Below are 12,075 nucleotides of genomic sequence, written 5' to 3'. Positions count from 1 at the left end.
ACGAATTAACGCGAACGCTTTGTTGGAGCAACGATGAAACGAATGACCACGTTATTTGCCACCCTTGTCATGGCAGCCGGCGCAAACGCCAATTTGATTATTGATAAAAACGGCGTTGATGAGAAAGACTTCATCTACGATAAGCATCAATGTGAAGAGTTGGCCAATCAAGTGCAAAAAGACACCCAATCACGTGGTGCTGTCGGTGGCGCAGCGAAAGGCGCAGCGCTGGGCGCGGCGGGTACGGCAATCGCTGGTGGTTCAGGTTCGGAAGGTGCGAAGAAGGGCGCTGGCGTGGGCTTAGCTGTTGGTGTGCTTGGTGGCAGTAAAGATCGCCGTGAAAACCAGAAAAACTATGAAGCTGAACGCCAAACCGTGATGCGTAACTGCATGACCAACCGTGGCTACACCGTATTAAATTAACAACTCGTTGGCTAGACGAGCAATAGCGGCAGGGACTCTCTGCCGCTATTGTTATTGCCAATAGACCGATTTCTCAACCTCATCGAATTCTGTTACAGTGCCGAACCATTGCTAAATCACTAGGTTGGATGCACTTGATGGAAACCATCGCACTCTTTGTGGATGTGCAAAACATCTATTACACCACGCGCGCGCAGTTCCGCGCTCACTTCGATTACAACCAATTTTGGTACGTTGCGACGCAAGGGCGTCAAGTGTCGATCGCCAATGCTTACGCCATCGCTTCTCATGATCCTAAACAACGCCAGTTCCACCACATCTTGCGTGGTATCGGGTTTGATGTGAAGTTAAAACCTTTTATCCAGCGTCAAGATGGCAGTGCGAAAGGGGATTGGGATGTGGGTATCGCGCTCGATGTCTATGAGGCGGCGGCCCAAGTGGATAGAGTCGTTCTGCTGTCAGGGGATGGGGATTTTACCTTGTTACTGGAGCGTATTAAGCAGCGTTTTAATACGCCCGTTGACGTTTACGGTGTCGAGGCACTGACAGCCCAAAGCTTGATAGAGGCGAGTGATCGATTCATCGCCATCGACCACGATCTATTACTGCGTCGCTGATTCTGAGTTGGCTGCGCTCTGTTTAGTCTCATTGTCGGATACTTGGTTTGCGTTCTCTTCCTCGTTTTCAAGCTTGGCGCGCTCGGCTTTTGAGATGTAACGCGGCTTGTTGCTTTTGTGCAGCTTAGCGTTCGCTTTTTTCTGTTTTGACTTCAAAATCTGGTTGATGCGTTTTTTACGATTCATGGTGAACACCTTATCGAGTAGAGGGCGCACATCCTAGCAGATTCCACCCACGCTGCAAGACTCCCCCGTCATTTGAATGGTTAAATTATCACTCGGAATAATAGTTTCAGCATCAAGATTAACTCCGATCAATAAAGGATTGGCAGCATCGATTTACCCTTAGTGCATATTTCAATAATGACAAAGGGAAATGAGTGTGAATTCATTCAAACTGAAAATATCCGCGGCGATTGGCAGCATGATTGTTGTCATCGTTGCATTGCTGACGGTGACTGGATTTTTATCATTCAAAGAGGAGAGCGTGGCTCTCAGCCAAACAGTGCTGATGGAGAAAAATGCTGCAGTAGAAACCTACCTAACTGAGAAGTTTACTGGCTACCAACACGTCTTGTCGGGCGTTAAGGTGAGCGTTGGTGATATCACTGACCAAGGTTTATCGACCAAAGCGGTGACGCAGTTGGAAATGCTTTATCGCACACAGCAGTCTTTTATTGAGGGCGCGTATATTATTGATGTGGATGGCGGCATATACAACGTGGAAGGTCGCCAAATGGATTTCAACGTTAAAGAGCTCAGCCGGTCTTATTACAATGCACTGTTCACACAAGGGAAGACATTTTTCGTTTCGCCGCCTTTTGTCTCAGCTGTGACACAAAAAGAAGTGGTGGTATTGGCCTACAAAATCAATCCTCAAGTGGCTGTGATCACCTCGATCTATCTCGATTCATTGCTGACTAAAATCAAAGGTCGCAATGACATGTTCCTATATGGTGAAGATGGCACTATTTTGCTATCCCCGTATCAAGATCTATTAGGAAAAGACATCTACCAAGAGCGCCCGCTCTATAAACAATTCAACAATGATACCCAGATCCTACAATATGAGGCAGTCGTGGATGGTAAGGCGACCGACTTCACCGCTTTTTGGACAAAACTGGACGTCAGTGGATGGAAGTTTGTCACCTTCATCCGTGATGCGCAAATTGAGCGCAATGCGAACGATCAATTGATCACATCAGCTGTTATAGGCTTTGTGAGTCTGCTGCTAGCGATTGGCGTGCTGTTTGTGTTGGTCGACAAACTGGTATTAGTCCCGGTTGGCGGTACGCCCGATGAGATTGCGCATTTGATGGAAGAGATGGCCAAAGGGGATTTCAGTCAAGAGATCCCGCAAACGGGCAAAGAGACGGGTATTTATCTCTCTCTGATCAAGCTCAAACTGCAACTCTCTGAGCTAATTAAGAACACACACGGCATCTCAGAAAGCGTCTCTTCGGCGTCTGAGCAGCTCAACGTCATCATGAATGACACCAAATCCAACGCACATCAAGAGTTGGCGCAGATGGAGCAAATATCCACAGCCATCAATGAGTTGTCTTCTACCTCTCAAGAGGTGAGTCAGCAAGCGGTGCAAGCGGAAGAGGTTGCCAAAGGTGCACGTGAGAATGTCGCCAACGGTAAGCTGACTCTCGAGAAAAATATCGCCTTGACCGATTCTATCAGCGCCTCTGTCAATGACAGCGCGCAAATTGTCAGTGATTTGCGTCAGTTTGCGCTGGAGATCAGCAGTGTGATTGAAGTCATCAATACCATTTCAGAGCAAACCAATTTGCTGGCGCTGAACGCAGCCATTGAGGCGGCGCGTGCGGGTGAGTATGGGCGAGGCTTCGCCGTTGTGGCCGACGAAGTGCGCAGTTTGGCATCCAAAACGCAAGACTCTACCGTAAGCATCAAAGAGATCATTGAAAAGCTGCAAAAACAATCTGATGTGGCGCAGCACAATATGAGCAAAAATGTTGAGTTGATTGAGGAGTCAGTCGAGCTTGCCGATCGTGTCAAAGCCTCATTTGAAGAGATTTATCGTGCGGTGGACGCCATCTCTGAAATCAACACGCTAGTGGCCACCGCCGCGCAAGAGCAATTTAGCGTCACCGAGGACATTTCCCAAAACACCACTCACGCCTATGATCTGGTGCAAAAGAACGTCTCGGGTGTGGATGAAACGCTGCAAGCCTCGGCTGAGCTGTCAAAACTCGCGGTCACGCAAAAAGAAGAACTTGACTTTTTCAAAGTGTAACGCCTTCGACTTGCACTTGGTTTATCAAGACTACACATTAAGCTCGCCATTTGGCGGGCTTAATTTTTTTGTGTAGCTCCGCTACTATGGCGTAATGAATGGTGGATAGATAATTAGAGGTGTGAATGGATTTGGCCAGTAGGATGGAGCTGTTGCTGGAAGTCTCGAAAGCGGGCTCGTTTGCCAAAGCGGCAGACCGACTCAATCTCGACCGTTCAGTGCTCTCTAAGCAGGTGAAACAGCTTGAAGAGCATTTAGGGGTAAGGCTTATCAACCGAACTACCCGTTCGTTGTCGCTAACCGATGTCGGCTATCAGATTGTGGATCAAGCCAATAAAGTCAGTTCGCTGCTCGAAGAGACCAAGCAAATTGCCGAGTCTTACCATAGTGAGCCGGTCGGCAACTTGAGGATCTCAAGCAGCACGCTGTTTGGGCGTAAGTACATTCAAAAAGTGGTGGAAGCGTTTTTGGAGAAATACCCGAAAGCGACCGTCAACTTGGTGCTGGATGATTTACGTGTTGATGTGATCAAAGAGCGTATTGATCTCGCGTTTCGCATCGGCCCAATGCGCGATTCGTCCATGGTGGCGAAACGACTGGCGGACAACAAATTGGCGCTGGTGGCGTCTGAAGAGTTTGTTGAGCAGCATGGTTTGCCTGAGACCCCTGAGCAGTTGGTGGCCCTCCCTGCGGTTATTTACGCTAACAGCAGTATTGTGATTGATAAATTGCAGATCCACTCGAAAGATAACTTGCGATTGGACACCTTCACCATGACCGGGCCATATCGCGTCAATGAGCCTCAGTTAGTGATAGACAGCGTTAAATCAGGGATGGGGTATGCCATGATTGGTCAGTTTATGATTTCCAAAGAAATCGAAAAGATGGGGTTGGTTCAGTTGCTCCCCGATTATCACATGCCCTCTTTTGGTGATGTCTACGCCCTGTATACTCACCGCAACGTTTCGCCTTTGGCAAAAGCCTTTATTGATATTGCTCAGCAAGTCATCGGGACGCCGCCAGTGTGGGAGCAGTACTTTAGCTAACATACACCAAGTAGATTGAGTGAAAGCAGAGCGAACCATAACGTCCGAGCAATAAAAAACGCCCAGTTGATACTGGGCGTTTTGATATACTGAGCAGACTGGCCGTACAAGGCGCGTCTCACTGTGACGATTCACGCAGACAGCTGTGGACAGCAACCGTCTAACTTAGAATGAAGTGAGGTAACGTTGTTCGCGAACGACTTCGCCGTTGTCATCAACCAGTTCAAAGGTGAAGGTACGGCCGTTATCGAACAAGTTTGCCGCAACGAAGGTGCCTTTTGAGCCTGAAATGTGAGTTTTGGTGCCGTTGCCGACGACTTTAACCGGTACGTTGCTGACCGGTTGGCCATCTTTCAATACGGTAACTTTCGCTTGGTTGTTGTTAGGTTCAACGTTCAGTGTGTAGTCGCTAGCCGCAAAAGCCATGCTTGAAGTCAGTGTGGTAAGGGCGAGTACTGATAATACTTTTTTCATTTTGATTTCCTCAGAATTTGTTCACATGGGAGAAGTTGTTCTCTGTACGGAATGTATTCTGCGCGAAATCATAAGTGTGATAAATATCACGTTTGTCATTTTACATGTGCAAAAATGGCAATAATGTCGCTATTGAATTTTAATTTAACCACCCCAATGTCACGAAATTAATTTGATTGTGGCTAAATCTGCACGTTTATTTTTCTGGCGAGCACGGATAACAGCACATTGAGCGCTTGATGTCAGCCACGTTGTCGCGTAGCACGTGAAAAGTGAGCTCTAGATCACATTCCAAATAACTCATTGGTATAGTTGCAAAAAGATTGATCCGACACTAGGGTCGTCAGCTTTCTAAAGCCTGATACTGCGGCGAGAAATTATTCTCAGGATGAGCTGTGTCATGCAAAAGTACTTGAAATTCATTATACCGATCGTGATTCCACTGATCGTTCTCGCCTTACCTTTTTCCGCTTTCCCGTTTGACGGATTTACGCTAGTACAACAACGCGTAACGGCGATTTTTTTACTGGCCGCGTTGTGCTGGGTATTTGAGCCGATCCCTATTTATGCCACGTCGGTGGTGATCATTGTGTTGGAGCTACTGCTGGTTTCCAACAAGGGTATTTATTGGTTTCGTGCCAATGAGGGTGAGGCGCACTTTGGTACCTTGCTCAACTACTCGGACATTATGGCGACCTTCGCGAGCCCTATTATCATGCTGTTTTTGGGTGGTTTTTTCTTAGCGATGGCCGCAACGAAATACCGATTGGATGTCAACTTAGCGCGAGTATTGCTCAAGCCGTTCGGCCATGATCCTAAGTATGTGATGCTCGGGTTGATGTTGATCACGGGCATCTTTTCCATGTTTATGTCCAACACGGCCACCACAGCGATGATGCTGTCGATCTTAACGCCGGTGATTGCGCTGTTTGGCCCCAAAGATCCAGCGCGTGTGGCGTTTGCACTCTGTATTCCGGTCGCGGCCAATATCGGCGGCATCGGTACGCCAATCGGTACGCCGCCTAACGCGATCGCGTTGAAGTATCTGGTGGGGGAGAACAGCATCAGTTTTGGTGAGTGGATGGCATTTGGTGTGCCGTTTGTCGTGGTGATGATGGCGCTCGCATGGGTGTTAATGAACAGCCTTTATCGCGCGCAGCAGCAACGCATTGAATTGTCGATCAAAGGAAAATTCCTCAAGACGCCGAAAGCAATCTTAGTGTACGCGACATTCACTCTGACCATTGTATTGTGGTTGATGGGCTCTAGCCACGGTATGAACTCCTACACCGTGGCGCTAATTCCGGTCGCGATCTTCTCGCTCACCGGCATCATCAACAAAGAAGATTTGAAGAAGATCTCTTGGGATGTCCTATGGCTCGTTTCCGGTGGTATTGCGCTCGGTCTCGCGCTGGACAAAACCGGATTAGCACAAAGTGTTGTTCACAGTATTCCGTTTGATGCTTTCTCTCCTTACGTTGTCCTGTTTGGCGCCGCAATGCTCTGCTTGTTGATGGCGAATTTCATGTCTCATACCGCCACCGCCAACTTGTTGATGCCTATTATGGCCGCACTTGGCACCTCGATGACGTCACTGGCGCCATTGGGCGGTGAAGTGACCTTGATTCTTGTGGTGACATTCGCTGCATCCCTTGGCATGTCGCTTCCCATCAGTACGCCGCCCAACGCGCTCGCACACGCAACCGGTCACGTACAGAGTAACCAGATGGCAAAAGTTGGGGTGATTCTTGGCGTGGTGGGCGTGTTACTGAGCTTTGTGTTGGTGTGGATTTTAAATCTTGTCGGCTATGTTAGATAACGTCGTGGACGAGCTGATTTGTCACTATTTTTCAGATCCAGAACGCCAAATGGATTTGGCGGCGAATCAGGTGATCTTGCAACAAAATGGCAGTAACGATCGGCTCTACTATGTTCGAGAAGGTGAGCTTGAGGGGTTTGTGGAATCCGAATCCAAAGGCAAACGCATTAAGGTGTTTACCGCTGGGCCAAGTGCCTTCATTGGCGTGCACAGTTTTTTCTCCGGGACGTGGATGGCCTCCTCAACGGTCATCAGCAAAACGGACGTCAAACTGGCTTGGATTGATCGCACCACGGCAGCGGTGGAGCCTGAACGGTTGGGGCCGCTCAATGCGCAGTTTATGCCGGTGATGGTCAATGAACTCAATCGTCGCCAGCATCGAGCCACTCAAGAAGCGCTAGCCAAAGAAAAAGCGTTACAACAGCTGCATACCGCCGAGCAGATGACCACCCTGGGTCAACTGGCTGCGGGGATCGCCCATGAACTCAACAATGCGATTGGTGTTGTCAGTAGCAAAACCGAGCGCCTGCAACACGAACTGAGTGAACTGCTGGCTGAGGTCAAACCCGCTTATAAGGCGCACTTTGATTTTGGCTTGCGGCAAGGGCAAATGATCTCGTCACGAGAGATTCGCCGTTTGGCAAAAAACATCGAGCAGCGCTATCGCGTTGATAGCAAAACCGCCAGTGCGCTCGCACGTGCGTTGGCCAGTGATGAGGTGCCAAGCGAGTGGCTCAGCGATGTCGACTCTGCGCTTAAATATTGGCAGATGGGGCGGGGTATGCACGATTTGCGCAGTGCTACGCGCCATTCTGTTGCCATCGTCAAATCGGTGAAACAGCTTGGGCGTACGGACACTGAGCCGCTGGAGCTGCTCGACATCAACGACACCCTCAACAAAGCCCTTGCGTTGCTGCAAAGTGACTTACGCCGAGTGAATGTGCACTTGCGGCCTGCTCAATTACCAAGGATTCAAGGCTCCTCGACCGAATTTGTTCAGGTATGGAGCAACATCATCAAAAACGCGTGTGATGCGATGCGCAGCGCAGACGACCCGATGATTGAGATACACACTAAGGTGGTCAACCAGAGGATTTTGGTCACCATCGCAAACAATGGGCCAGAGATTGATGAGCCGACCCGGCGCAAAATTTTTCAGCCCAATTTCACCACCAAAAAAGGTGGTCTATCGTTTGGCTTGGGCCTTGGGCTTGCCATCGTTAAAAGAATCGTCAGCGAAAATGGCGGTAGTGTGGTGGTCAAAAGCGATCATTCACGCACCATTTTTCGCGTTAAGTTACCGTTAGGAGAGAGCAATGGATAAGCTGAATGTCATTTGTGTTGACGACCAACGAGAAGTATTAAGTGCGGTCGTTCAGGATTTAGAGCCACTCAACCAATGGCTCACGGTGTTAGATTGTGAATCTGGTGAGGAAGTGCTGGAGCTAATGGATGAGCTTGATGCACAGGGCGAGTTTATCGCAGTCGTGGTCTCAGATCATGTTATGCCTGGAATGACAGGGGTAGAACTGTTAACCGAGATCACCAATGACCACCGATTTAAGTACACCAAGAAAGTATTGCTCACTGGACAAGCGACCCACACCGACACCATCACCGCTATCAACACCGCCGGGGTGAGTCACTATTTTGAAAAACCTTGGAGCGCAAAGGAATTGCAAGGGTGCGTGCGAAGCTTGGTGACAGAGTATCTGTTTGATACGGGACTCGATTATCAACCTTTTCATCAGCAGCTTGATCAAACCATCGTATTGAAACGACTCAGCTAGGCGCAAACAAAGCGTGAAAGTGCACAGGAAAATTGAATAACCTCGATGTTGAGGTTATGTTTATAATATTATTATAAACAGTAAGTTGAGTTGGCTATGGTTGGATATCGTCAGGTTAAAAAAGCTTCGTCGCGCTTCGCGGTGTATGTCATCCCGCCTCTGTTGATTTTTGTTGCCTCAGTCTACTTTGCTACGCAAAAAATTCACCAAACCTTGCAAGATATCGGTGACCATTACATGGTCACCTATGAGCGCATCATCAACGGTATTCTTGATGAAAACCGCGCCGCACTCATCGCGCCCAATCTCTGTCATGTTATTCAGCAAAACATGCGCTTTGAACGTGAGGTGGAAGAGCAGCAAACCCTCCGCAATGGCCAAGTGATCTGCTCATCATTGAGCAACACCAGTGCGTTGTTTCCGCTGACCGAACCGGTGGAAAATCAGACCATTGAGGTGGTGCCGCTCCCTAACTCTGTGGATGTCTCACTAGCGGTGATTAATTCACGTGTGATTGATGGAGAGATCTACCACGCAGTGTCGCTGGTGGATAGAGATTTTATGCGGGCACGTTTGGGCTATCTGACGGAGCCGAACATCAATACGGCTGTGTTAATCGTAAACGGCAAAGTTGCTCCTGCTGGTGCGAGCATCCCAAACAGTTGGTTCGTGTATTCGATTGAGTCCAGTCAATTTGGCCATCGAATACTCGTCGAGGCGAGCAGCGAGTTAATTCGACAGACCACGCTGTATTACGTGAGTCTCGCAGTACTGGCGTTAATCGTGCTTTATATCGCGGTGTTTTTACTTAGAATTCAGCTGAGCGCAGAGCGGAGCATGTACGCAGAAATTAAGCTCGCACTGCGTCGCAATGAGTTTGTGCTCCATTATCAGCCGCAAGTGGATGCGGCGTGTGGTCGAACGGTCGGGGTGGAAGCGTTGGTGCGTTGGCAGCATCCCACTCGAGGTTTGATCTATCCGGATGTGTTTATTCCCGTGATGGAGGAGTTTGACTTAATCAATGAGTTGACCGATGTGGTGGTCAAGCAAGCATGGAATGATTGGTGCGATCGCCACTTTGATGCGCCGTTCCACTTAGGGATCAATTTCCCGCCGGGTTACTTTGCCTCAGCGGAGAAGCAACTATTTTTGGTGAATCATCACGACCAGTTCGCAAAGCGCAACATTGTATTAGGTTTAGAGGTGACCGAGCGTCAATTGCTTGATGGTCAAGCCCGAGAGGGCATAGCAAAATTGCGCGAAAAAGGCCTCGAAGTGTTGATTGATGATTTTGGCACCGGACAAACCTCACTCGCGGTGTTAGAGCAGACCAAAATCGATGTGCTTAAAATTGACAAGTGCTTTGTTGATACCATCGGCGTCGACAGCGTGAGCGCACCAGTGCTTAACGCCATCATTAATCTAGCCAAAGCGCTCAACCTGACCATGATCGCCGAAGGGGTTGAGTACGCGGAACAAGCCGATTACCTTCTCTCACAAGGGGTCAACTTGCACCAAGGCTACCTGTACAGTAAACCGGCGCCGCTTGGGCAGTTAGATCTATAGTTGTGGCGTGGTTGAATGGATGTAGTGCGTCTAACTCAGCTAGGAGGCAAAACCAAGTGCACAAAATTGTCAGACGCTACGGTTTGCATCTCGGTATGGATGTCGCGTTTAGTGACGAAGAGAGTGCTCTGTATATTAATATTGGTAGTGGGTTTTAGGGAATAGCAAAGTCCCCCGTTACATGGCGTGACGGGGGGCTAAACTCAGTGAATCAAACCGAATGCTCGGGGCAGGGCCAAACTGATGTCTGGGACAAAGGTGATGAGCAGGAGAGTGATGATCAATACTGCGCAAAAAGGCAAAACTGCACGTATTACGCTCTCTATCCTTGCGCCGCTGACACTGCAGCCGACGAATAGCGCTGTCCCTACTGGGGGCGTCGCTATCCCGATGCATAGGTTGAAGATGATCATCATCGCAAAGTGAATCGGGTGCATACCGAGTTGAGTTGCGATGGGCATAAATATTGGCGTGAAGATAAGCACGGCAGGGGTTAAGTCCATAAACATCCCGACGATGAGCAAAATCACGTTCATTAAAATGAAGATAATAATCGGGTTGTCTGAAATCGATAGCATCCATTCACTGATGAGGTTAGGCAAACCGGTGAAGGCCATCGCCCAAGACATAATTGTTGATGCACCAATCAAGAACAGCATAATCCCTGTGATTTCAGCCGTTTCCACACAGATGGTTTTTAGCTCTTTAACGCCGAGAGTGCGATAACATAATGACAAGAAAAACGAATACAAAACGGCGATACACGCGCCTTCAGTGGCAGTAAAGATCCCCCCTATAATCCCTCCAATGACGACCACGACCAACCCCAAGCTCGGTATTGCCCGCCAGGTAATGGTGAGAATTTCTCTCGCTGTTTTGGGTTGCGATAAGGTTCGATAGCCTTTTTTCTTGGCAATAAAGTAGGCAACAACCATACAGCTGAGGCCCATTAAAATGCCAGGCACATAACCGGCGATAAACAGCGCCGCGATGGATGTACCACCACTGACGACAGAGAAGACGATCAATGAATTACTGGGTGGAATTAATAAGCCTGATGGACACGACGCTACATTCACTGCGGTAGCGAACGATTTGTCGTAGCCTTCCTTTTCCAGCTCTGGTTCTAGTGTTTTTCCTACCGCTGCCGCCGCGGCGACCGCTGAGCCGGAAACCGAGCCAAACAACATATTGGCAATCACATTCACATGTGACAACGAGCCGGGCATTTTTCCAACCAAGAGTTTTGCGAACTCGACCAACCGGTTGGCTATTCCCCCTCGATTCATGATGTTCCCTGCCAAAATGAAAAAAGGAATGGCAAGCAAGCTGAAGCTATCAATGCCAGTCACAATCTTTTGACCTGCGGTCATGAAGGCCACGTGAGGAGGAAGGATAGTACACATGATCACCAGTGAGGACATTGCGATGGCGATCGCAATCGGAATACTGAAGCTGATCATGACGATAAAGAGGCATAAAAGCCAAAAACCTACAGAGATATCCATATCATTACCCTTGAATGCGTCGCTCTTGTTGGTTGAAGAGCAGTAAGGTGTTGAGAAGAAGGTAAACCAGCATTAACGCTCCTGAGAGCGGCAAAATGAAATAGACATAAGCCATCGGGATCTGTAGCGCAGGCGAAAACTGCAGCATCGTCCGACCAATGAGCTGGCTGCCACCTTTGATCATGGCAAGATAGATAAAGGCACACGACACCAAGTTGATGAGTAGATGGCAGTATTTTTGGTATTTAGGACCCACTGAACCGACAAAAAGGGTGATGGCCAGATGGCCATTTTTACCGAACAGATAACTGGCACCCAGCAGACCGAACCATATCATGGTGTACCGGGCAAGCTCATCAGTAAAAGAACTGGGATCGTTAAGTACGTAGCGACTAAACACCTGCCAAGTCACAGTAATGACAAGACTAATAATGGCCACGCCACACAGTATGAGTATCACTTTATCGAGCGTCGTTTTTAACGTGTTAAGAGCAGAAACCATTGAAACTCCTATTTACAATGATTCAAAGTTGCAGCCCCACCGCGATGGTGGGGCTTGTTACTTTAAG

Annotated in this window: 12 protein-coding genes; 8 read left to right on the top strand and 4 right to left on the bottom strand. The window is 48.7% G+C overall.

The features are described from left to right. Positions 1-33 precede the first annotated feature (33 nt). Together AC6R03_RS10240 and AC6R03_RS10235 are read left to right on the top strand one after the other, a co-directional pair. Complete coding sequence (locus AC6R03_RS10240; RefSeq protein ID WP_334552277.1) at positions 34-423, top strand: glycine zipper family protein; 390 nt, start codon at positions 34-36, stop codon at positions 421-423. Positions 424-560: 137 nt separating this feature from the next. Further along, positions 561-1,040 carry a LabA-like NYN domain-containing protein gene (locus AC6R03_RS10235; protein WP_334552276.1) on the top strand — a complete coding sequence of 160 codons (480 nt, stop codon included), beginning with the start codon at positions 561-563 and terminating at the stop codon, positions 1,038-1,040. Here the strand turns inward: AC6R03_RS10235 and AC6R03_RS10230 are convergent. Beyond that, positions 1,026-1,226: a DUF2986 domain-containing protein gene (locus AC6R03_RS10230; RefSeq protein ID WP_500631131.1), complete on the bottom strand. Its 201-nt coding sequence runs from the start codon at positions 1,224-1,226 to the stop codon at positions 1,026-1,028. The genes AC6R03_RS10235 and AC6R03_RS10230 overlap by 15 nt on opposite strands. Before the next feature lie 196 nt (positions 1,227-1,422). Here AC6R03_RS10230 and AC6R03_RS10225 point away from each other — a divergent pair, with 196 nt between their 5' ends. Continuing rightward, positions 1,423-3,303, top strand: coding sequence for a methyl-accepting chemotaxis protein (locus tag AC6R03_RS10225; protein ID WP_500631130.1), 1,881 nt, complete (start codon positions 1,423-1,425; stop codon positions 3,301-3,303). Positions 3,304-3,428: 125 nt separating this feature from the next. Next, entirely contained in the window at positions 3,429-4,349 is a 921-nt protein-coding gene (locus tag AC6R03_RS10220; protein WP_500631129.1) for a LysR family transcriptional regulator, read from the top strand. Positions 4,350-4,514: 165 nt separating this feature from the next. Here AC6R03_RS10220 and AC6R03_RS10215 read toward each other — a convergent pair whose 3' ends face one another. Beyond that, a complete protein-coding gene (locus tag AC6R03_RS10215; RefSeq protein WP_487903459.1) occupies positions 4,515-4,823 on the bottom strand; it encodes a hypothetical protein in 309 nt (102 codons plus the stop codon). Between the two features lie 400 nt (positions 4,824-5,223). On the opposite strand from AC6R03_RS10215, the gene AC6R03_RS10210 reads away from it, so the two are divergent. The 4 genes from AC6R03_RS10210 (at position 5,224) to AC6R03_RS10195 (ending at position 9,998) form a co-directional block, all read left to right on the top strand. Continuing rightward, positions 5,224-6,642: an SLC13 family permease gene (locus AC6R03_RS10210; protein WP_500631128.1), complete on the top strand. Its 1,419-nt coding sequence runs from the start codon at positions 5,224-5,226 to the stop codon at positions 6,640-6,642. Further along, complete coding sequence (locus AC6R03_RS10205; protein ID WP_500631175.1) at positions 6,632-7,966, top strand: ATP-binding protein; 1,335 nt, start codon at positions 6,632-6,634, stop codon at positions 7,964-7,966. Before AC6R03_RS10210 ends, AC6R03_RS10205 begins: the two co-directional genes overlap by 11 nt. Further along, positions 7,959-8,432: a response regulator gene (locus tag AC6R03_RS10200; RefSeq protein WP_500631127.1), complete on the top strand. Its 474-nt coding sequence runs from the start codon at positions 7,959-7,961 to the stop codon at positions 8,430-8,432. Before AC6R03_RS10205 ends, AC6R03_RS10200 begins: the two co-directional genes overlap by 8 nt. Before the next feature lie 96 nt (positions 8,433-8,528). Next, positions 8,529-9,998, top strand: coding sequence for an EAL domain-containing protein (locus AC6R03_RS10195; RefSeq protein WP_500631126.1), 1,470 nt, complete (start codon positions 8,529-8,531; stop codon positions 9,996-9,998). Between the two features lie 203 nt (positions 9,999-10,201). Here the strand turns inward: AC6R03_RS10195 and AC6R03_RS10190 are convergent, their stop codons facing one another. Together AC6R03_RS10190 and AC6R03_RS10185 are read right to left on the bottom strand one after the other, a co-directional pair. Further along, complete coding sequence (locus tag AC6R03_RS10190) at positions 10,202-11,506, bottom strand: TRAP transporter large permease (protein WP_500631125.1); 1,305 nt, start codon at positions 11,504-11,506, stop codon at positions 10,202-10,204. A 4-nt stretch (positions 11,507-11,510) separates the two neighbouring features. Next, positions 11,511-12,008, bottom strand: a complete 498-nt coding sequence (locus AC6R03_RS10185) for a TRAP transporter small permease (RefSeq protein WP_487903464.1) — start codon at positions 12,006-12,008, stop codon at positions 11,511-11,513. Positions 12,009-12,075 lie beyond the last annotated feature (67 nt).

The sequence above is a fragment of the Vibrio sp. R10-SG-ISO4 genome, assembly GCF_059834135.1.
The sequence above is the reverse complement of the archived record's forward strand: the minus strand, read 5'-3'. Positions and strand labels throughout refer to the sequence as shown.